This window comes from Nonomuraea sp. H19, from assembly GCF_052068215.1.
Classification (GTDB): Bacteria; Actinomycetota; Actinomycetes; order Streptosporangiales; family Streptosporangiaceae; genus Nonomuraea.
Genome location: NZ_JBQHCV010000014.1, coordinates 87,753 through 108,224, shown reverse-complemented (window position 1 = coordinate 108,224; position 20,472 = coordinate 87,753). Strand labels below are relative to the sequence as shown.

Genomic DNA, 20,472 nt, shown 5'->3' with positions numbered 1-20,472 from the left:
CGGATTGTCGGGTCCGGCCCCTAGGGTATGGGGCATGCGGGCAAATGAGGAGGCGGCGGCGGCGCTGCAGGAATACGCGGAGCTGTTCGCGCTCTGCGGCGGCGACGCCTTCCGGGTGCGGAGCTACCAGAAGGCGGCCAAGGCGATCGCCGGGTTCCCCGAGGACATCTCGGTCGTCGACGTGCGTGGCGTGCCCGGCGTCGGCGAGGCGATCGCCAAGAAGATGGAGGAGTTCCTGCAGCGCGGGAGCTTCCGGCAGCTCGACGACCTGCGGGGTCGGGTCCCGGAGGGCGTGCGCAGGCTGACGCGGGTGCCGACGCTGGGCCCGAAGACGGCGATCATGCTGTACGAGGACTACGGCATCGACTCCACCGCCGCGCTGAGCGAGGCGATCACCGCCGGACGGCTCGACGGCGTCAAGGGCCTCGGCCCGAAGACGCTGGCCAACCTGCTCAAGGGCATCGAGCAGCTGGAGCAGTCGGGCCGCCGGGTGCACATCGGCGTCGCCATGTCCCTGGCCGAGCAGGTCATGGGGTCGCTGCGGGCGGAGCGGATCGCGTACGCCGGGTCGCTGCGGCGGATGAAGGACACGATCGGCGACATCGACATCCTCGCGGTCGCGCCCGAGTCCATCATGGCGGACTTCCGCGCTCAGCCCTACGTCGCCGAGGTCATCGCGGCGGGCGACAAGAAGACCTCGATCCGCACCACGTCCGGCATCCAGGTGGACCTGCGCGTGGTCCCCGCAGGGTCGTGGGGCGCGGCGATGCAGTATTTCACCGGCTCGAAGGAGCACAACGTCGCCATCAGGGAGATGGCGGTGAAGAAGGGCTGGAAGCTGTCCGAATACGGGCTGTTCGACGGCGAGCGGGTGATCGCCGCCGAGTCCGAGGAGGACATCTACGCCGCGCTCGGCATGCAGTTCGTGCCGCCGCCGATGCGGGAGGACGGCGGAGAGGTCAAGGCGGCGCTGCGGGGTGAGCTGCCCGTGCTCGTGGAGCTGGCTGATCTCAAGGGCGACCTGCACACCCACACCAACCTGACGGACGGCATCGCCTCGCTGGAGGACATGGTGGCGGCCGCGCACGCCCGCGGCTACGCCTACTACGCGGTCACCGACCACGCGCCCGATCTGGCGATGCAGCGGATGACGCTGGACAAGGCGCTGGAGCAGCGCGGGCAGGTGGCCGAGCTCCAACAGAAATATCCCGACATGCACCTCCTGCACGGCACCGAGCTCAACATCGCCCCCGACGGGTCGGTGGACTGGCCCGGGGAGATCCTGCGGGAGTTCGACGTGTGCGTGGCCTCGGTGCATTCCCACTTCGGGATGTCCAGGGACGAGATGACCCGGCGGTTCATCGCCGCCTGCGAAAACCCGTACGTCGACATCATCGGGCATCCGACGACGCGCAAGATCGGCAAGCGGGCGATGGTGGACGCGGACTGGGACGCGATCTTCCGGGCGGCGGCGCGCACGGGGACGGCGATGGAGATCGACTCGTTCCCCGACCGCTCCGACCTGCCGTCGGATCTCGTGCGGCTGGCCAAGCACCACGGGGTGAAGTTCTCGATCGACAGCGACTCACACGCCATCCCGCACCTGGCCAACCAGCGGTACGGGGTCGGGATCGCGCAGCGGGCGTGGTTGACGACGGACGACATCATCAACACCTGGCCATTGGACCGGCTCCTGGCCTTCCTGGGCCGCTAGGGCCGGCCGTCGCGCGCCCAGGGGCGCATTGTCGGCGGGCGCCAGCCGTCGGCGTCGCGTCCGCGAAGGAGCGACGCCGGCCGGGCGCGCGGAAGGCGCGGTCCGTAGGTGTCGGACCGCGCCTTCCGCGCCAAGGTAATAAGGGACCTCGCAGGAGTGCTTCCGGGACGGTCATGCGAGATTTATGCCGCACAAATTCGGACACAACACCCTAAATGGTGGTATTTAGACCACATCTTGACCCCTCTCAGACCTCCCGCTCCACGCTCGGATGCCGAAGTCTGGATCAGCTCAGGGTCAGTTGCCGCAGGTCGCGCAGGGCTTGGTGCGAGGGCGAGCCGGGTTCGGTGGTGTAGAGGACGAGGCGCAGGTCGTCGCGGTCGGGCACCGGCATGACCTGGCAGATCGCGTCGATCGTGCCGACGAGCGGGTGCGTGATCCGCTTGCGCTGCTCCCTGCGGATCTCGACCTCGTGCCTGGCCCACAGCTCGGCGAAATGGGGGCTGAGCCCGAGCATCTCGGCGACGAGGGCCTGGAGCTTCCGGTCGTCGGGGTAGCGGCCGAGCGCGGCGCGCAGGTCGGCGACCGAGGCGCGGGCGAAGCGGCCTTTTTCCTGGTCGTCGAGGTGCTCGGCGATCTCGCAGGACGTGAAGACCCAGCGGATGACGTTCCTGCGGTCGGGCGGCTGGGCGTCCAAGTCGCCCATGATGGCGGAGCCCAAGGGGTTCCAGGCGCGGATGTCGTACCTGGCGTCGAGGACGTAGGCGGGCACCTCCTCCAGGTAGGAGATCAGGTGCAGCACGCTGCCGGGCACGTCCTCCCTGATCCTGGGTGTCTCCAGGACCTGCCCGGCCAGGTCGTACAGGTATATGCGCTCGTCGTGACTCAGCATGAGCGCCCTGGACAACGCGCTGAGGACCTGCCTGGACGGGTGCGGGCCCCGGGCCTGCTCCAGCCGGATGTAGTAGTCGATCGACATGCCCGCGAGCTGGGCGACCTCCTGCCTGCGCAAGCCGGGGGTGCGGCGGCGGTCGCCGACCGGCAGTCCCACCTCGGCCGGGGTGACGCGGGCGCGCCTGCTGCGAAGGAAATCGGCAAGTTCGTCGCGGTTCATGCCTTCATCTTCGCCGATGACCGGCCTGTTGTGGGTGGTACCGCTGATCCCAGCTTCGCCAGGTCTCTCCCGCGCGCTCTCCGGCAGGAGGGATGGTGGAGGCATGACGAAGATCGCGCTCATTACGGGAGCCAACAAGGGAATCGGGTACGAGATCGCGCGGCTGCTGGCCGAGCAGGGCGTCACCGCCATCGTGGGGGCGCGTGACGAGGAGCGCGGGCGGGCCGCCGCGGAGCGGATCGGGCAGCCGTACGTACGGATCGACGTGACCGACGAGGACAGCGTGGCCGCCGCCGCGAAGTGGATCGAGCAGGAGTACGGCACGCTGGACATCCTGGTCAACAATGCCGGGATCACCGGCGGCCACCTCATGTCGGCACCCAGCGAGGCCACGGCTGAGGTGTTCAGGCGGGTCTACGAGACGAACGTGTTCGGCGTCGTCACCGTGACCAACGCGATGCTGCCGCTGCTGCGCAGGTCGGAGGCGGGTCGAATCGTGAACATGTCGAGCGAGCTCGGCTCGCTGGCCATGGCGGTGGATCCGGACAGTCCCTTCGCCGAGGTCAACGTGATCGACTACAACTCCTCCAAGACCGCGCTCAACATGATCACCATTTGCTACGCCAAGGAGCTGAAGGACACCCCGATCAAGGTGAACGCCGCCAACCCCGGCTACTGTGCCACCGACCTCAACGCGCATTCCGGGTTCCGGACGGCCGAGCAGGGCGCGGCGATCGCCGTGCGGCTGGCGACCCTGGACGAGGACGGTCCCACCGGCGCGTATCTGGAGGACGCAGGCGTGGTCCCGTGGTGAGGTGTCAAACCTGGCAATGAGGACATAGGGGGGTGATGGGACGAGATCTGGACAAGGAGCGGTTTACCGAGGCGGAGTACACCCGCTTCGGGGAACGCCTCCAAGAGCAGCTCGGCGTGCTGCGCGAACTGCTCGCAACCCCCGGCTTCGGCCAGGGCCCCACCACGATCGGGGCCGAGCTGGAGCTGTTCCTGGTCGACGAGCGCGGCCGGCCGCTGTCGCGCAACAGCCAGGTGCGGGAGGCTCTCGGCGACCCGCGCGTGGTGCTGGAGCTGGGCCGCTACAACATAGAGGTGAACCTGACGCCGACGCCGCTGGCGGGCCGGCCGTTCGAGGTGCTGAGCGCCGAGGTCCAGGAGACGATCACCAAGGTGGACGGGGCGGTCGAGGGCGGCGGCGCGCTGCCCATCGGCATCCTGCCGACCCTCGACGCCGATGACTTCACGGTGGGCGCGATGAGCGACCAGAACCGCTACCGGGCCATGAGCAGGGGCATCAGGCGGCTGCGGCTGGAACCGTTCCTGGTCAAGATCGACGACCTGGAGCTGTCCGTGGAGGACGTGATCCTCGAGAGCGCCAACACCTCCTGGCAGGTGCACATGCGCACGCCGCCGGAGCGGTTCGCCCGGCTGTTCAACGCCGCCCAGCTCGCCATCGGGCCGGTGCTGGCGGTGTGCGGGAACTCGCCGTTCTTCCTGGGCAGACGGCTGTGGGAGGAGACGCGGATCGCGCTGATGGAGGAGGCCGCCGACGACCGCGACGTGCAGCGGCGCGAGCGCAGGGACGGGCGGGTGACGTTCGGCTCCGACTGGGTGCGCGAAGGGGCCTACGAGCTGTTCGAGCGGTACGTGCGGGATTACGATCCGGTCGTGCCCGACCTGACGGATGACGCGGCGCCGCATGCGGTGCCGGAGCTGCGGCTGCATCAGGGCACGATCTGGCAGTGGAACCGGCCCGTGTACGACCCGGCCGACGGGGGCCATCTGCGGATCGAGATGCGCGCCCTGCCTGCCGGGCCCTCGTGCGCGGACATGGCGGCGAACACGGCTTTCCTGCTCGGGCTGACGTTGTCGCAGGCCGAGCGGGATCTGACCGGCTACCGGTTCGCGCAGGCGTACCAGAACTTCTACCACGCGGCCATGCACGGGCTGGATGCCAAGCTCTCCTGGCCGGGGACCGACGGCGAGTTCGAGGCCGCCGACCTGGTGCTCCGCCTGCTGCCGGAGGCGCGGCAAGGGCTGCTCGGCGCGGGGGTGACGCCCAGCGACGCCGATCGCGCGCTGGGCGTGATCGAGCAGCGCACCCGGCTGCGGCGCACGGGGGCGGTGTGGCAGCGGGAGGCGCTGGAGCGGTTCGGCGGCGACCGGGAACAGCTCGTGCGGAGCTATCGCGAGCTGGCCCTGTCGGGACTTCCGGTGCATTTGTGGCGTTAGGCGGCAACCATTGATCGCCTGCTTCCGTCAGACTAGGCAAACGGACGGGGAAGTGGGGGAGATATGGCCGGGATGGTGTCCACCGACAAGGCGCCTTACGCCATGAACCGGGCAACGGGTGACCTGGCCGAGGGGGCCGCCAAGCTCGCGCAGGAGATCGGCGGCACCGCCGTCGAAGCGCTGCTGGCGCAGGCCAACAGGACCGCCGTGCGCAAGGGGGCCGCGGGCGCGCTGGGCTCGATGAAGCCCAGGCCGGCCGAGTGGTACGCCTTCGACGCCAAGGACCAGGACACCGCCGACTGGTATCCCCAGGGCCTGACCTGCGGCGCGGAGTCCGGCGCCATCGGGGTGCCGGTCTTCGTGGCGACCTGGTACTTCAAGCCGAACACCGGCGAGCGGGGGATCAGGGTCTCCTTCCTGAGCCCGAGCACGCTGAAATACCAGCACGCGCTGCTGGTGGTGGCCAAGCCGGACGGCTCGTACGGGCCGATCAACATCCACGCGGGCGGCATCGCCTGCGACGGTGACCTGCTCTACGTGGCCGACACCAAGAGGGGATTGCGCGTCTTCGACCTCAACAACCTGCTCGACCTGCGTACGGCACAGAACGACCTGGGCGAGGCCACGCGGATCGGGCGGCATGCCGGCAAGTTCCACGCGTTCGGCTACCGCTATGTGATCCCGCAGACAGATTTCTGGCGGATCGCGAAGGACGGGCCGCACTTCTCGTTCGTGTCGATCGACCGCAGCGGCGGCACTCCGCAGCTGATCACAGGCGAATACCGGGAGAACGACCCCGGCGGGTGGGTGGCGCACTGGGACCTCGGCTTCTCCGGCGGCGAGCCCAACAACGCCTACGTGATGGGCCACCCCAAGATCCAGGGGGCCGTCTCGTGGAACGGCGCCTGGTATCTGAGCCAGGCCGCCAACGCCACCACCAACGGCAAGCTGCTGGTCTACCGCGACGGCAAGCTGGACACCCGGCCGTTCCCGATCGGGCCAGAGGACCTGACCGTGCAGGACGGCAAGGTGTGGAGCGTCACCGAGTTCAGGAACAAGCGGGTGATCTTCGGGGTCAGTCTCTGAGGTGCTGGAACAGGACCTCGCGGTAGCGGGCGTCGAAGTCGTCGTAGCGGGCCCGCAGCTCCGTGCCCGGCCAGTCGGCCGGCAGCAGCTCCTCCGGCAGCAGCGGGTCGGCCAGCAGGTGGCGCAGCACCGCGGCCGACACCAGGAAGCCCTCGGCCAGCCCGTCCGCCGGAGCTCGACGTTCCAGCGCCCGCTCCAGCCGGCGCGCCTCGGCAGCCCAGCCGTCGAGGTCCCATAGCAGGGGAGTGGGATCGCCGTGCGGGCGCCCGTCGATCAGCGTGCACTGCGCCGTGACGATCTCCGGCCACGCGCGCACCAGGTTGGCGGGCCGTAGCCAGGTGCCCTCGCGCAGCTCGGCCAGGCGCAGCGCGGCCATGGTGTGCCGGAACGCGGCCCGGTCGGCGGGCGCACGGCGCTCGGCCGTGACGACGGCGACCTCCCACGTGCCGTCCCACGGCTTGGTGTGCGGATCGCGGCTCTCGTCCTGCCTGGCCTGGCGCTCGATCAGCCGCTCAGACAGCGTGTAGAAGCGGTCCTGCTGGATCAGGTCGCCGGCCGCCACCATGCGCGACAACGCCACCCGCACCGTGCCCTCGGCGATGCCGAACAGCGCGCCGACGCGCACCAGCTGGCGGGCCGGCAGGCGCGGCGGGTGGCTGCCCAGCAGCACGCTCAGCACGGCTGATCTGGCACTCAGATTATTACGCTCTTCCATCGCGTGTCGAGTATATGTAACACTCCGAGTATGGGGCGATATCTCGTAGAACCTTTCGATGGCAGCGACCGTTACGCCACCGAGCGTTACCAGGGCGCCGCCGGGCGCAACTGGTGGACCTGTGATCCCACGCTGCACCTGCTCATGCGGCGGCACCTGGGCGACGGCTTCGCCTGGGCGCAGCCGCACCTGGACAGGCTCGGGGCGCTGATGGGCGGCCTGGTCGCCGAGTGCGCCGAGGAGACCGACCGCAACCCGCCGCGGCTGGAGAAGTACGACAAGTGGGGCAGGGACCTCAGCGAGGTCGTCATGCCGCGGTCATTCCAGGCCGCCCGGCAGGCGCTCATGGACGACAACTTCACCTCCCCGTCGTTCGCGGAAGAGGCCCGCGCTCATGGGGCTGACCCGGACGCGCTTGCCGCGGCGTGGACGTACCTGCTCAACCAGGCCGACATCGGGATGGGGTGCGCGCTCGGCACGGGCGGTGACCAGGTGGTCGAGCTTGCCGAGAAGCACGCGCCTCCGGACGTACGCGAGCGGGTGCGGGAGATCTTCGCCAACGGCCACTACTCCGGCGAGGCCGCTCAGATGTTCACCGAGCGGACCGGCGGCTCGGACCTGGCGGCGTTGGAGGCGACGGCCGTACCCGCTGGGGATTCGTGGCTCCTGTCGGGGTTCAAGTGGTTCGCCTCGAACGCCAACGGGTCCGCGTTCGTGGTGCTCGCGCGGCTCCCCGAAGGGGCGGTGGCGCCGTTCCTGGTGCTGTGGGAGCGGCGCGACGGCACCCGCAACGGGGTGCGGATCAGGCGGCTCAAGGACAAGCTCGGCACCAGGTCCGTCGCCTCCGGCGAGGTCGAGTTCGCTGACGCGGAGGCGTTCCTGCTGGCCGAGCCGGGATCCGGGTCCCAGCTCGGGACCATGATGAAGCTCACCAACGCCTCCAGGCTCGTCGTGGCCATGATGGGTCTCAGTGCGGCCCGGCGCGCGCTGGTGGAGTCGATCTGCTACGCCCGCGCCCGCGAGGCCTTCGGCCGCCCGCTCATCGAGCAGCCGCTGATGCGCCGCAAGCTGAGCGAGCTGATCGTCGAGGTCGAGGCCGCGCAGGCGCTCGTCTTCGACGGCCACCTCGGCCCGCGGCTGCGGCTCGCGCCCGCCCTGATCAAGCTGCGCGCGGCCCGGCTCGGCGTGACGGCCGCAAGCGACGCCATCGAGGTGCACGGCGGCAACGGCTACATCGAGCAGTGGCCGGTGGCCAGGCTCCTGCGCGACGCCCAGGTCAACCCGATCTGGGAGGGCGGCGACAACATCCTCTGCCTCGACGTACGCCGCGCGATGCTGCGCGAGCAGGCCCACGAGCCGTTCCTCGACCGCCTGGAGTCCGCCCTGAGCCAGGCGCCCCCCGGCGAATCGGCCACGGTGACCCTCGTCGGGGAGCGCATCGCCGACCTCCGCAAGGCGATCACCGCCTGGTCGGCCCTGGAACCGTCGCTCGCGGAGGCCCGGCTGTATCCCTTGGCCCAGTTCATGGCCGACGTCTACGCGGCGGCCGTGCTGCTGGAGCAGGCGGGCTGGGAGCACCGCGAGCTCGGCACCGACCGCAAAAGCCTGGTGGCACGCCTCTACGTGGACGCCCACCTCGTCGATCACGGCCCGCTGCGCGGCATCGACCGCTCGGCCGAGAGCCTGGACCGCTTCGACGATCTCCTCACCGGAGCCGTCAGCCTGTGATCTGGCGGGTGATGGAGGGATCGGCGATCGCGGTGTCGGCGGCCAGGAGGAACGCCTTGGACAGGATGATCGACAGCATGCCGCCATCCTCCTCGAACGGCAGGAAGACCTGGTCGCCGGTGCTGCGGGGGACGATGCACAGGTAGGCGTCGTTGGGTTCCATCAGGATGTTGCCCGAGCCCAGGTGGATCTTGTACGTCCGCAGGTCGCCGCGGACGAGCAGGAAGCGGTCGGTCAGCGTGCACCGGCCGGCGATGGCGAGGCGGGGCAGCAGCCGGGTCAGGGCGTCGCGGCGGACCTGGGCGGTCTCGGTGAGGTCGCCGAAGCCGTACGACTGCCAATACTCGCCGTGGCCCTCCGGGTCCAGGCCGGTGGAGGTGACGCCGACGGCCAGGTCGGCGTCGCGCAGCGTCTCCGACAACGTCAGCGCCGGCACCTCGGCCAGCGGCACCCGGCCCCCCGTGTCGTCGGTGACGTGGATGACGCCGCTGAGGCAGATGGAGGCGGTGCCGAAGCCGTCTCGTTCAGCGGATTCCGGGTCGAGGTGGAAATCCCAGTGCGCGGTCAGGCCGCCGGGGAGGTCCTTGGTGGCCTCGGACTGGCCGGAGCCGTACACCCAGCCCCAGTGACCCAGCGACAGGCCGGTCCAGCCGCGACCGGTCAGCAGCGCCTTGGCCTGGCCGTAGCGCAGCAGGTGGCCGGTGAAGCGGCGCGAGTGGTGGCGGGTCTCCTCCTCGGCCGGGGTGAGCAGGTAGACCTCGCGGAAGGCCTGCTTGAACGGCTGGCGCAGGCCGGTCTCGATCAGATGGTCGCGCCAGGCGCGTACCTCGTCCGCCGCGTGCCCGATCGGATGCCACAGGAGAACGGGCGTGTCCGGGCGGGGCTGGATGCGGCGGCCGGCCGGGTCGGTCAGCTCCCAAGCGCCGTCGACCTGGACCGGGATCCCGGCGGGACCCTGGAGGATCTCCCAGATCAGCATGCGGCCGAAGGAGCCGGTCACCGGGTGGTCGAGGTAGAACTCGCACACCTCGTGCCAGCGCCAGATCCGCTCGGTGGCCAGGGCGCGCTCGATGCGGAAGCGCTCGGCGGGCAGCGCCTTCTTCAGCTCTTTCGCGGTGGCCTTGAACTCGGCGAGCAGTTCCCGGTCGACGCTCCTGGGGATGGTCTTGCGGCCTTCGTAGGTGACGGCGCCGTCCAGGGACAGGCTCAAGCCCTGCTCGGTACGGGTGCCGTCGCGGCCGAGGCCGAACGCCGGGACGGTGCGGTCCAGCAACCGCTCGGGCGAGAGCCCGGTTCGCTCGGCGACCGCCTCCAGCGTGCGGTTCACCCCGGCCAAGATGGTCTTCTTGCGTACCTTCGCCTGCACGCGTGCCAGCTGGGCGACCACGTCCAGGCCGCCGCGCCGGGCCAGCACCCCGATCGCCGCGTTGGCCAGCATCTCGCTGCGGGCGTTGGCGCCCGACCCGCCGATGCCGGTGCCGCAGGTCACGGCGACGTCGCCGAGCAACGCGGTCACCCACGGCGCGTCGATCAGCTCGCACGTCCAGATCATGCCGCGAAGCGGCACGGCGGTCCGCTCGTGCAGGAAGACGACGCTCGTCCACGCCTCGTCGCGGTGCGGCGGCCGGAACGTCACCTCGCGATGGGCGGCCAGTTGCCGGAGGACGTCCCTGATCACCTCGACGGCCGGCTCGTTCAGCAGGCCGGCGGTCCGCTTGAGCCACGCGGGGCTGGGCTTGGAGGCGGTGGCGGCGGCACAGTGCCGCAGCAGCGGCAGCACTTCGGGCGAGGCGAGCCGGGCGGCGAAATCGGTGGCCAGCCGGATCGCGAAGGGGTCTTCCTCCCACATGACGTTGCGGACGGCCGCGCCGGGATCGCCGGTCTCTGGCTCGGTCAGCAGCTCCGTCACCGGCCCGCGCAGGATCTTCCACTCCGAGTAGCGATACTTGCTGAACATGTCAGGCACGTATTCCAGTGCGATACGCCGCTCGGGGTGGGAGAGCGAGGCGGTGGCGGCGAGCGGCACGAGGTAGAGATCAGTGTCGTCCTGGGGCCACGCCCTCGTCGCCCCGTGGACCATGCTCCACAGCCCGGAAACCGTGGTCCTGGACCAGGCCGGCACGTCGTCGACGACCTGCCGGAGCATCTCGCGGCGGCGCGGGTCGGCCGGGTCGGCACAGAACCGGTCGAGCACCCACACACCGAAGGTCTCGCCGTGCTCACCGGTCATCGGCTCTCCGGTCTCGAAGGTCCGGTCCAGCCGCGCGAACTCCTCCTCGTCGGCCTGGCTCAGGCGACCCCACGCGTCCACGTCAGCCTCCGACCAGGGGAACGAGCTTGACGAACGACACCACCGGATCGACGGTCAGATCGATCTCCTCGCCGAGGTCCTCGATCTGCCGGTCGCCGACCAGCAGCAGGAAGCCGTTGCGGGCGAACGCCGCCTCGGCGGCGTCGGCCTGCCTCTCCCAGTTCAGCCTGCGGGCCGTGCGCATCCGGTAGCCGTTCAGCTCGGCCTCGGCGTCGGTCGGCTTGACCAGGCCGCGGAAGTGCAGGGAGGGGGCGGCGTTGTGGCGGGCCACCTCCTCACGGACCCGGAGCCGTACGAGCTCGCGGGCCGAGATCCGCTCGGGAAGGTCCGGGAGGGAGAACTCCTCTAACGCCCGGCCCGTCGCCGTCTCATCGCGAAACACTACTGATGCCATCGAATGCCCTGTCCTGTGAAATGTCAGACGATGGCGCAAGCTATAGCAGCGCCGAACGACAAAACGTCGGCCGCGCCCGGCACACGTGATCAACGATGTCATCTGCTGGACGGTGATCCAGCCGGTACTGGGCAGCGGCATCTACTCGTGATGGCTCGGGCTGAGGCAGCGTGAGAGGCCGGGTTCGGGCTCGATGAGGGCGCCGCGGCCGGCCATGCGTTTGAGCTTGGCGCGCAGGCTCTAGGTGCCTGGGCTCCAGCCCAATCGTCTCGCGGGTGACATGCAGATGGGACAGCACCTGCTTGGCGGCCAGTGCAGCATCAGCGTGATCTGGCCGCAGTAGGCGTCACATTCCGCGGGGACGCCGGCCTTGGACCTCATGTCGCCTCCCGGCCTGAGAGCGCACCTCGAGCCGGCGACCGGTCGGGTGCCGGTCAGCCGCCGACGGCACAGGCGTCTCCGTTGAGGGAGAATCGGCTCGGCAGGGACGCGTCACCCGTGTGGCTGGCCAGGTAGCCCATAGTGACGCTATGGCCAGGGGCGATGGAGCCGTTGTGCGTGGCGTTGACCGCGGTGACGATGTCACCGCCCTGGGTGAGGTTGGTGTTCCAGTCCGAGATGATGGTCTGGCCCCGGGACAAGGGGAAGGTCAGTGTCCAGCCGTCGATGGGTGTGGTGCCAGTGTTGGTGATGGTGAGATCGACGGTCATGCCGCCGCCCCAGGTCCGCGTGGTGTGCTCGATCCGGCAGGTCGGCTCCTCCCGCTCGAACGACACGCGGTGCAGCCCGCCGGGAAGGTCGTTGACGACGTAGAACTCGCCCTCTGGGGTGCTGCCGAACGCGGTGACCTGCGTGGGCATTTCACCGATCTCGGCCTGGAAGTAGCCGCCCCCGCCGTCCTCGCGCAGCGCCCATACGGTGGAGGAGCAGTAGTCGGTGGCGATGTAGGTGCCCCCGACCAGGTCGGCGAACTCCTCACCGCGGTATACCTCTCCGCCGATGACCGCGCAGCCGCCGGTGTACGGTGAGTAGGTGAAGACCGGCTTGGTGTACTCGGCGTCGGACCGGCACCGGGTCTCGTCGAACACCTCCAGCCCCTCGTAGCAGGACCAGCCGAGATTCGCGCCTGCCTGCTGTCCGGCCTTGATGTGGTCAATCTCCTCCCACCTGCCCTGGCCGACGTCGCCGATCCACATCGAGCCGTCCGCGTGGTCGATGGAGAAGCGCCAGGGGTTGCGCCCGCCGTACATCCATATCTCCTCGCGGGCGCCCTCGACGCCGACGAACGGGTTGTCCTCGGGAACGCAGTAGGCCAGGTCGCCGCAGCTCCGGTTCACGTCGACGCGCAGGATCTTGCCCAGCAGGGTGTCCAGGCGCTGCCCGGCGTCGAAGGGGTCTCCGGAGCCGCCGCCATCGCCGATGCTCCAGTACAGGTAGCCGTCGGTGCCGAAGGCGAGTTGGCCGCCGTTGTGGTTGCTGTACTCGGCGTGCTCCTGGGAGAGCAGAGGCTCGAGGCTCGCGTCGTCCAGCCTGTATCGGGCGAGGGTCACCGCGCCGTTCGGCAGCGCGGTGTACGCCAGGTACAGGTCCTGGCTCTCGGCGAAGTCGGGCCTGAGGGCGATGCCGAGCAGTCCCCGCTCGTTGCCAGATTCGTCCACCGACGCCGTGATGTCGATGATCGGGGTCTGTTCGAGGCCGGTGTCCGGGTGGTAGACACGCACGGTGCCGCGCTTCTCGGTGATGAACAGCCTGTTCGTCCCGTCGTCGGGTGCGGCGATGGCGGTGGGGCGTCGCAACCCGAACGCGACCTGGGTGGCGGTCGCGTTGATCTCTTCCAGCGGCACTCCGGAGGCCTGCGGTCGCCGCGCGCCGCTGTCCGCGACGGACGAATACGCGGCCAGGACGGATGAGGATGTCACCGCGGCGGCCGGTGGGGTGAGTGCGGTCACGGGGGCGAGCAGTGGGAGGGACAAGGCGAGCAAGGCGGGGGCTGCCCAGCGTCTTCCTGGCATGTCGGGCTCCAGAGGCGCGGCTTCGTCGGGGTCCGGAGGACAGAGGTTCCCCGGGACCGGAGCGCGTCCGGGCTCGCAACACGCCTGGCCCGGTCGTATCCCGCCTCGAAGCGAGCAGAGTACGACGCCGACCAGACAGGTTCCGTGCTCGGACGTGCCCGACCGGACGGTATCGGCTCGCCCGCCGTCACAACCAGGCCCGCAACCGCGACTTCCGTCCTGGGAGGTGACGCCAGGCCGTTGTGGCCACTCTCTTCCTCTCTGACCAGGGGCGATACGAGAGCCCTTCGGCAAGGCCCGCCACCGGCATCATGAAACGTACATCGCCACGGACGGGCCGGCCGAGCACCCCCGTGTCCGACCGGAGGGCGCAAATGGGGGACCAGCGTGCCCAGCACCGTTCGGGGCGCGCGGCTGAGCAACTCCTGCGCAGTCCCTGGGAACGGTGGAGTGAGGGACCAGAAATACGCCGTCGATTGGCGTTGACGCCGCCATGCTTGGAGCTCCTGGCGCACGCGACCGACGGAAACGAGGGCCAGAGCTTCACTGCAGGGACTGACGATCGATCGAGAGATCAGCAGAGGTCGACGTCGATGTACTTGCGGGCCACCTTGTAGATCTTCTCGTCCGTGGTGACCAGGGTGCAGTTCAGCGCTTCGGCCAGGGCGACGTAGGTGGCGTCGTAACCGTTGAAGTTGGCGCGCAGGTCCCAGGCTCGATCGGCGGTCACGTCGTCGGCGTGACGGGTGAAAGGCAGGCCCGCCTTGACCAGTCGCGCTCCCTCGGCGCGGGCCTCGCTGATCTTCCCGCCGAGGAGCAGGCCGCGCATGGCGTTGCGGAACTCGTAGTCGAGCAGGTAAGGGATGTGGAGCCGGTTCTCGGCGACGCGCGCGAGCAGTTCGTCTGCAGGGGCGTCTCCGGCCAGGGCCTCGACGAGCGCCGAACTGTCGATGACGATCACGACTCGCGGATCTTCCGTATCTCCGTTACGACGTCGTCGTGACTCGCCCCGCCGCCGAGCGACCGGAGCGCCTCCAGCCGTTCTCTGATCGTGTCCGGGGCGGGAGTGGCGGCGACCTCGGTGAGGATGTCGGCCACATACGCCGACAGCGACATGCGCTTACGCGCGGCCCGCGCCTTCAGCTCGGCGACCACTTCCGCGTCCAGCCCTCTGACCTGCAAGGTGGCATCCATGATGCAAGCATAATGCTTTTCATACATGTGACATATGCACGACAACATCGGCCATGGCATCGCCTTGCGACGTGGACCACCGGCGTCCGGTGACCGAAGCCTTGCGGAGCCGCATGGCAGGCGGCGAGCCCCGCTCCACGTCCTCTCCGAGCGGATAGCCCCATCTTGAGCACATGGGTCGCTGAGATCACCTCAATGTTCGCGCGGCGCCGGGGTGTTGGTGAACACGGCGATGTCGCGGTCAAAACAGACGATGACGTGTCCGTCTACGCTGATTGCCACCTCTGTTACAGGTTTGGGGAAGTGCAAGTCGGGGCCGATTTGCCTGCGGGTGGTGAGCTTCCACACGCGTACCGTCTGATAGCTGGCGGTCACAGCGATGGGTTGACCGTCCACTGTGGCGGCGGCGACCGCTCCGGTGGCTTTGGTGGGAAGTTCGCCGAGGGCGTCGCCCGTGGCCAGGTCCCATATCTTCACGGGGTCAGAGCTGTTGCCGCCGGCGATGATCGCGGCCGGCCGATCGCCAATGGTGGTGACGGCGAGGTTCTGCGCGGATCCGCCGTGCCGATCGGCGGGGGAGGTGGTGGCCGACCGGTCGGTGGTGAGGTCGAGTACCCGGAGAGTGCCGTCTTGGGTGACGGTCAGGGCGACTGGTCGGCCGTTGAGGGTGGTGGCGCCGGCTGCGCCCATCCAGCGCCGCCGGCCGGCGCGGGAGGCATCGATCTCTTCGCCTGTGTTCAGGTTCCACATGCGGATCGTTTCGTCGTAGCTGCCGGTCACGGCCACTGACTGCCCATCGAACTCCACTACAGCAGCCATACAGACAGCGTCGGTATGACCGGTGAACGGCCCGCCTATCTGTGTCCCCGAGCTGAGATCCCATACTCGGACGGCCTTGTCGAAGCTGCCGGTGACCGCCGCCGGTTGGCCGCCAACAAGCGCGGTAGCAACCGCGGTAACCGTGTCGGTGTGACCGGTGAGCGGATCATTGACCTGCTCGCCGGTAGGCAAATCCCACACCCGGACGGTCTTGTCGTTGCTGCCGGTCACGGCAACAGAACGTCCGTCAAGCACCGTGGTGGCGACGGCAGAGACATAGCCGGTGTGGCGATTGGGGGACTCATCAACTCGCCGCCCTGACGACAGGTCCCACATCCGTACCGTGTAATCGTCGCCGGCGGAGACGGCCACCGGTCGCCCATCCACCACCGTCGTCGCAATCGCCCGAACGTGATCGGTGTGCCCGGTGAGCGGCTTGCCGATTTGCTGGCGTGACCTCAGATCCCAGATCCGTACGGTTCCGTCGATGCCGCCGGAAACAGCCACTGGCCGCCCGTCGAGAACCGTGGTCGCCACCGCCTTCACAAAGCCGGTGTCGCCACTGAACGGCTCGCCCATCTGCTGGCGTGACCTCAGATCCCACAAGCGTAAGGTTCCGTCGTCCTTACCGCTGGAAATCGCCACCGGCTGCCCGTCCAGGACCGTGGTCACAACCAACTCCACGTAGTACGTGTGGCCCCTCAGCGGTTTACCGATCCGCCGGCCCGACTTCAGATCCCACAAACGCAAGGTACGGTCGACGCCGCCGGAGATGGCCACCGGCCGTCCGTCCACCACCGTGGTCGCAACCCCTGTGACCCAACCGGTGTGACCTCTGAACGGCTCGCCGATCTGCTCGCCTGACCTCAGATCCCACATGCGTACAGTTTTGTCGTGGCCGCCGGAAACTCCCACCGGCCGCCCGTCCACCACCGTGGTCGCAACCGCTTTGACCCAATCGGTGTGACCTCTGAACGGCTCGCCGACTTGCTGACCGGACATCAGATCACACACTCGTACGATTCCGTTGTTGCCACCGGCGAAGACCGCCACCGGCCGCCCGTCCAGGACCGTGGTCGCAAGCGACTCCACGTAGTCGTAGTCGCCGCGACCGGTGAACGGCTGACCGATCTGCTGACCTGACGTCAGGTCCCACAGGCGTAGGGTCCGATCGCGACCGCCGGAGACCGTCACCGGCCGCCCGTCCACGACCGCGGTCGCGATCGCCCACACCCGATCGGTGTGGCCGGTTCGTGGCACCCCGACCGGCTCGCCGAACGCCAGGTCACTCGCCGGCCGACTGGTCCACGCCAAAGTCCACCGGGCATTCTTGGTGAACGGAATCCGGGCGGCGCCCGGTCGAGAAGAAGACATGGCGGGCATGCTAGCCGCCACACCTGACAAAGATCAGCGGAGGAAGCGCCATCGACCCCGGCATCTCCACTTCCATGAGATCGGGCGACGATGGCGACGATTCCGCGTCGAGACCATGCACGCAGACGCAGGTGAGCAGCCTGGAGAAGGTGACCTTCGTCGCCCCGGGTAGTGCTCGGTTGCCCAGCACGCCGCCTTTGGGCCCGCCCTCAGCTGGGCTAACTACCGGCCCTTACACCCGGCGGAGTGCGAGTGTCCCAGCGGACGCGTCAAGTATCAATGGTCTGCGCCACTTGCTAAAGCTTGTCCAAGTATCACCAAAATGCCAGGTAAGGGGCTTGCTGCGGCTGACCGGAGCTGTCGCCCATGGGGTGCGGAACGCGGCGCTGTGCGTATCGGCGCCCCACCGGCGATCGCTTCGGCCTGTCGCTGGCCCGAACCCCGGAGCGACGCGTACGCTCGGCACGTTCCCCGAGGAGAATCCGCACGTTCCCCCGAGGAGGGTCGCATGACCGTACGCGTGGAGCGCCAGGGTCCCGTGATGACCGTGGTGATCAGCAGGCCGGAGGTGCGCAACGCCGTCGATCGCAAGACCGCCGACGCGCTGTCGGACGCGTTCCGTGACTTCGAGGAATCCGACTCCGCCGTCGCGGTGCTGTGGGGTGAGGGCGGCACGTTCTGCGCCGGCGCCGACCTCAAGTCGCTCGACAACCATGTCGGCGAGGAGGGTGACGGGCCGATGGGGCCGACCAGGATGCGCCTGGCCAAGCCTGTCATCGCGGCCGTCGCCGGGCATGCCGTCGCGGGCGGGCTGGAGCTCGCGCTCTGGTGCGACCTGCGGGTGGCCGAGGAAGGGGCGGTGTTCGGGGTGTTCTGCCGCCGGTGGGGCGTGCCGCTGATCGACGGCGGCACCGTACGGCTGCCGCGCCTGATCGGGGCGTCCCGGGCCATGGACATGATCCTCACCGGGCGGCCGGTCGGCGGGCGGGAGGCGTACGAGATGGGGCTGGCCAACCGGCTCGTCCCCACGGGTACGGCGCGGCGGCACGCCGAGAAGCTGGCCAGGGAGATCGCCCGGTTCCCGCAGACCTGCCTGCGGGGCGACCGGTTGTCGCTCCTGGAGCAGGACGGGCTGGGGGAGGCGGAGGCGATGCGCAACGAGCTGCGCCACGGCCTGGTCTCGCTGCCGGACGCGGTCGGCGGGGCGGCCAGGTTCGCCGAGGGCGCCGGGCGCCACGGCGACTTCGGTTGATCACCCCGGCTGAAGAACATCGGCTGGAGCTCGTGGCGGCGGCTCGCCGATCGGCTCGGACTCGACGGCGACGGGCTGCTCGCCAGGATCGAGAAGCTTGCGGCGGCATTGCCCGACGCGCTGTCGGACGCGGCGGCCGATCCGGCCGTACGGTCCCTGGCGCGACCGCTGCCCGCCATACTTGTGGACGCCGTCGCACGGCGCGTGGCCACTCTGCTGCGCCTGCCGCGGGGCACCGGGGAATGTCGGGACGCCCGCGTATCGTGACCCTATGCCTGACATCGAGGTCGCCGGGCGCGAGGTCCGCGTCACCAATCCGGACAAGGTCATCTTCCCGAAGACCGGGCACACCAAGCTCGACCTGATCCGGTTCTACCAGGCCGTGGGCGAGGGGGCGCTGCGGGGCGTGCACGGGCGGCCGATGGTGCTCAAGCGGTTCGTGCACGGCATCGAGCAGGAGGCGTTCTTCCAGAAGCGGGCCCCGGCCAAACGGCCCGACTGGATCGAGGTGGCCGAGCTGAAATACCGGTCCGGGCTCAGCGCGGAAGAGGTGGTGTGCACCGACCTGGCGCAGCTGCTGTGGGTGGTCAACCTCGGCTGCGTCGATCTCAACCCGCATCCGGTGCGCTCCGACGACCTCTCCAGGCCGGACGAGCTGCGCATCGACCTCGACCCCGTGCCGGGCGTCGAGTGGGCCGACGTGCTGCAGACCGCGCAGGTGGCGCGGGAGGTGCTGGCCGATCACGGGCTGGTCGCGTGGCCGAAGACGTCCGGGTCGCGCGGCTTCCACGTGTATGCGCGGATCGAGCGGCGCTGGCCGTTCGCGAAGGTGCGCAAGGCGGCCGAGACGGTGGCGCGGGAGGTCGAGCGGCGGGCGCCCGACCTGGCCACCAGCCGGTGGTGGAAGGAGGAGCGGCACGGGGTGTTCGTGGACTTCAACCAGAACGCCTACGACCGCACGGTGGCCTCGGCCTATTCCGTCCGGGCCGTGCCCGACGCCCGCGTGTCGACGCCGCTGACGTGGGACGAGGTTCCGGGGTGCCGGCCGGAGCTCTTCACGATCGAAACCGTGCCCGGGAGGCTGGCCGAGGCCGGTGATCCCTGGGAGGACATGGACCTCCACGCGGGGTCCCTGGACGGGCTGCTGGAGCTGGCCGAGGAGCTCGGGCCCGCGCCCAAGCCGCCTAAGGGGAGCGGGCGCCGGCAGCAGACCATGCCGGTCATCGAGATCGCCAGGGCGGAGCACAAGGACGAGGCGATGGCGGGGTTCGAGCGCTGGAAGGCCCGCCATCCCGAGGTCGCGGCCCGGCTGGAGGCGGCGGATGTGCTGGTGGACGGCATGCGGGGGCGCAGCAGCGTGTGGTATCGGATCAGGGTCAACCTGCAGCACGTGCCCGAGGAGGAGCGGCCGGGGCAGGAGCCGCTGGAGGTCGACTACGACCCCTGGGGCGGCGGCGGTCCGGGCCCGCGCGGCTGAGCGCGCAGGTCACGCCGGTCACGCCGCGCCAACTGCCGCGGTCACGCGAGTCACGCCAGTCAGCCGCGGGTCGGGCGCTCGTAGCCCTCGTCCCCGCCGTAGACATGCAGGTCAGGGTCCTGTTCCGGCTGGTTGGCCGGGCTGGTGGGGGAGGCGGTGTGTTCGGAGGCGAAGTCGTCGGACGGGTCGGGCGCAGGCGGGTTGAGGTAGTCGTGCCAGGTGATCTCGCCCTTGGGCGTCGCGTCGGTGATCAGGTCTCCGGCGCGCTGGGCCGCGTACAACCTGCCGGGGAAGCGGACGGGCAGGCAGGCGCGGCGCAGGTGCCGGGCGCGCAGCCAGGTGCGGGCGAGCTCTTCGGTGTTGAGCACCTCCGGGCCGCCATAATCGATCTCCGTGCTCTGCGGGCCCGCGGCGAGCAGGGCGGCCGCGCGCGCGGCGACCTCGCCCGTGTGGACCGGCTGCCAGGGCACCGTCGGATCCACCGGCAGCACCGGGAGTGAGACGGCGTCGCGTAGCCGCTGGTCGAGCCATTGGTGGAACGGGGTGGCGCGGAGGATCGTCCAGCCCAGTCCGCTCTCGGCGACCAGGCGCTCGGCCTCCAGCTTGTACCTGAGATAGCCGGCGGGGACCCGGTCGGCGCCGACCACCGAGGTGAGCAGCAGGTGCCTGACCCCGGCGTCGCGGGCGGCGATGATCAGCAGGCGGGTGCCCGGGATGTCCACCGCGCCGCGGCCCTTGCGGCCGCTCGTGGCCAGGTGGGCGACCGCGTCGGCGCCGTGGACGGCCTCCGCGAGGCCGTTGCCCGAGATGAGGTCGCCCCAGGCCCACTCGACGTTCCCGCGGCTCTCCCGTTTGGCACGGCTGAGCGCCCGCACCTGGTGACCCGCTTTGACCAGCGCGGGCACCAGGGCGCTGCCCAGCATGCCGGTGGCTCCCGTGACCAGAATCCGCATGGGGGTCCCCTACCCTCGAATCCCCGCACTTGACAAGGAATTTCACGCCGGGGTCTGGGGGCGGCAGAGCGGGGTAGTGCCG

Annotated in this window: 16 protein-coding genes; 7 read left to right on the top strand and 9 right to left on the bottom strand. The window is 69.6% G+C overall.

Translation table 11 applies throughout. The features are described 5' to 3' along the window. Positions 1-34: 34 nt before the first annotated feature. Entirely contained in the window at positions 35-1,714 is a 1,680-nt protein-coding gene (gene polX / locus ACTMTI_RS29735) for a DNA polymerase/3'-5' exonuclease PolX (protein WP_441123855.1), read from the top strand. Between the two features lie 286 nt (positions 1,715-2,000). On the opposite strand, the gene ACTMTI_RS29730 is transcribed toward polX, so the two are convergent. After that, complete coding sequence (locus ACTMTI_RS29730) at positions 2,001-2,828, bottom strand: helix-turn-helix transcriptional regulator (protein WP_441123854.1); 828 nt, start codon at positions 2,826-2,828, stop codon at positions 2,001-2,003. Between the two features lie 103 nt (positions 2,829-2,931). On the opposite strand from ACTMTI_RS29730, the gene ACTMTI_RS29725 reads away from it, so the two are divergent. The 3 genes from ACTMTI_RS29725 to ACTMTI_RS29715 all read left to right on the top strand — a co-directional run bounded on the left by ACTMTI_RS29725 (position 2,932) and on the right by ACTMTI_RS29715 (position 6,161). Next, positions 2,932-3,642 carry an SDR family oxidoreductase gene (locus ACTMTI_RS29725; RefSeq protein WP_441123853.1) on the top strand — a complete coding sequence of 237 codons (711 nt, stop codon included), beginning with the start codon at positions 2,932-2,934 and terminating at the stop codon, positions 3,640-3,642. A gap of 35 nt (positions 3,643-3,677) precedes the next feature. Continuing rightward, complete coding sequence (locus ACTMTI_RS29720; RefSeq protein WP_441124029.1) at positions 3,678-5,075, top strand: glutamate--cysteine ligase; 1,398 nt, start codon at positions 3,678-3,680, stop codon at positions 5,073-5,075. 102 nt (positions 5,076-5,177) lie between these two features. After that, positions 5,178-6,161 carry a hypothetical protein gene (locus ACTMTI_RS29715; protein ID WP_441123852.1) on the top strand — a complete coding sequence of 328 codons (984 nt, stop codon included), beginning with the start codon at positions 5,178-5,180 and terminating at the stop codon, positions 6,159-6,161. On the opposite strand, the gene ACTMTI_RS29710 is transcribed toward ACTMTI_RS29715, so the two are convergent. Next, a complete protein-coding gene (locus tag ACTMTI_RS29710; RefSeq protein ID WP_441123851.1) occupies positions 6,151-6,876 on the bottom strand; it encodes a PaaX family transcriptional regulator C-terminal domain-containing protein in 726 nt (241 codons plus the stop codon). The genes ACTMTI_RS29715 and ACTMTI_RS29710 overlap by 11 nt on opposite strands. A gap of 30 nt (positions 6,877-6,906) precedes the next feature. On the opposite strand from ACTMTI_RS29710, the gene ACTMTI_RS29705 reads away from it, so the two are divergent. After that, entirely contained in the window at positions 6,907-8,604 is a 1,698-nt protein-coding gene (locus ACTMTI_RS29705; protein WP_441123850.1) for an acyl-CoA dehydrogenase family protein, read from the top strand. Here ACTMTI_RS29705 and ACTMTI_RS29700 read toward each other — a convergent pair. From ACTMTI_RS29700 to ACTMTI_RS29675, 6 genes are all read right to left on the bottom strand, one after another. Continuing rightward, positions 8,594-10,915: a DUF4132 domain-containing protein gene (locus ACTMTI_RS29700; RefSeq protein WP_441123849.1), complete on the bottom strand. Its 2,322-nt coding sequence runs from the start codon at positions 10,913-10,915 to the stop codon at positions 8,594-8,596. The two genes, ACTMTI_RS29705 and ACTMTI_RS29700, sit on opposite strands and share 11 nt — an antisense overlap. A gap of 1 nt (position 10,916) precedes the next feature. Then, complete coding sequence (locus ACTMTI_RS29695) at positions 10,917-11,309, bottom strand: hypothetical protein (RefSeq protein ID WP_441123848.1); 393 nt, start codon at positions 11,307-11,309, stop codon at positions 10,917-10,919. A 434-nt stretch (positions 11,310-11,743) separates the two neighbouring features. Further along, positions 11,744-13,321: a PQQ-dependent sugar dehydrogenase gene (locus tag ACTMTI_RS29690; RefSeq protein ID WP_441123847.1), complete on the bottom strand. Its 1,578-nt coding sequence runs from the start codon at positions 13,319-13,321 to the stop codon at positions 11,744-11,746. A 574-nt stretch (positions 13,322-13,895) separates the two neighbouring features. Continuing rightward, complete coding sequence (locus ACTMTI_RS29685) at positions 13,896-14,282, bottom strand: type II toxin-antitoxin system VapC family toxin (protein WP_441123846.1); 387 nt, start codon at positions 14,280-14,282, stop codon at positions 13,896-13,898. Then, positions 14,279-14,515, bottom strand: coding sequence for a FitA-like ribbon-helix-helix domain-containing protein (locus ACTMTI_RS29680; protein ID WP_138715007.1), 237 nt, complete (start codon positions 14,513-14,515; stop codon positions 14,279-14,281). Before ACTMTI_RS29680 ends, ACTMTI_RS29685 begins: the two co-directional genes overlap by 4 nt. Positions 14,516-14,707: 192 nt before the next feature. Beyond that, the gene (locus ACTMTI_RS29675) at positions 14,708-16,708 is read right to left on the bottom strand and encodes a WD40 repeat domain-containing protein (protein ID WP_441123845.1); all 2,001 of its coding nucleotides are present in this window, start codon (positions 16,706-16,708) and stop codon (positions 14,708-14,710) included. Between the two features lie 508 nt (positions 16,709-17,216). On the opposite strand from ACTMTI_RS29675, the gene ACTMTI_RS29670 reads away from it, so the two are divergent. Both ACTMTI_RS29670 and ligD read left to right on the top strand, forming a co-directional pair. Beyond that, complete coding sequence (locus ACTMTI_RS29670; protein ID WP_441123844.1) at positions 17,217-17,960, top strand: crotonase/enoyl-CoA hydratase family protein; 744 nt, start codon at positions 17,217-17,219, stop codon at positions 17,958-17,960. 271 nt (positions 17,961-18,231) lie between these two features. Continuing rightward, positions 18,232-19,437, top strand: coding sequence for a non-homologous end-joining DNA ligase (ligD, locus tag ACTMTI_RS29665; protein WP_441123843.1), 1,206 nt, complete (start codon positions 18,232-18,234; stop codon positions 19,435-19,437). Between the two features lie 59 nt (positions 19,438-19,496). Here the strand turns inward: ligD and ACTMTI_RS29660 are convergent, their stop codons facing one another. Continuing rightward, positions 19,497-20,390 (bottom strand): SDR family oxidoreductase, encoded by an 894-nt coding sequence (locus ACTMTI_RS29660; protein ID WP_441123842.1) that lies wholly within the window; start codon positions 20,388-20,390, stop codon positions 19,497-19,499. Between the last annotated feature and the right edge of the window lie 82 nt (positions 20,391-20,472).

Bases quoted from the DNA above. Each gene is read 5' to 3' on its own strand.
- polX (WP_441123855.1), top strand. From the start codon at position 35: ATGCGGGCAAATGAGGAGGCGGCGGCGGCGCTGCAGGAATACGCGGAG.
- ACTMTI_RS29730 (WP_441123854.1), bottom strand. From the start codon at position 2,828: ATGAACCGCGACGAACTTGCCGATTTCCTTCGCAGCAGGCGCGCCCGC.
- ACTMTI_RS29725 (WP_441123853.1), top strand. From the start codon at position 2,932: ATGACGAAGATCGCGCTCATTACGGGAGCCAACAAGGGAATCGGGTAC.
- ACTMTI_RS29720 (WP_441124029.1), top strand. From the start codon at position 3,678: ATGGGACGAGATCTGGACAAGGAGCGGTTTACCGAGGCGGAGTACACC.
- ACTMTI_RS29715 (WP_441123852.1), top strand. From the start codon at position 5,178: ATGAACCGGGCAACGGGTGACCTGGCCGAGGGGGCCGCCAAGCTCGCG.
- ACTMTI_RS29710 (WP_441123851.1), bottom strand. From the start codon at position 6,876: ATGGAAGAGCGTAATAATCTGAGTGCCAGATCAGCCGTGCTGAGCGTG.
- ACTMTI_RS29705 (WP_441123850.1), top strand. From the start codon at position 6,907: ATGGGGCGATATCTCGTAGAACCTTTCGATGGCAGCGACCGTTACGCC.
- ACTMTI_RS29695 (WP_441123848.1), bottom strand. From the start codon at position 11,309: ATGGCATCAGTAGTGTTTCGCGATGAGACGGCGACGGGCCGGGCGTTA.
- ACTMTI_RS29690 (WP_441123847.1), bottom strand. From the start codon at position 13,321: ATGCCAGGAAGACGCTGGGCAGCCCCCGCCTTGCTCGCCTTGTCCCTC.
- ACTMTI_RS29680 (WP_138715007.1), bottom strand. From the start codon at position 14,515: ATGGATGCCACCTTGCAGGTCAGAGGGCTGGACGCGGAAGTGGTCGCC.
- ACTMTI_RS29675 (WP_441123845.1), bottom strand. From the start codon at position 16,708: ATGTCTTCTTCTCGACCGGGCGCCGCCCGGATTCCGTTCACCAAGAAT.
- ACTMTI_RS29670 (WP_441123844.1), top strand. From the start codon at position 17,217: ATGACCGTACGCGTGGAGCGCCAGGGTCCCGTGATGACCGTGGTGATC.
- ligD (WP_441123843.1), top strand. From the start codon at position 18,232: ATGCCTGACATCGAGGTCGCCGGGCGCGAGGTCCGCGTCACCAATCCG.
- ACTMTI_RS29660 (WP_441123842.1), bottom strand. From the start codon at position 20,390: ATGCGGATTCTGGTCACGGGAGCCACCGGCATGCTGGGCAGCGCCCTG.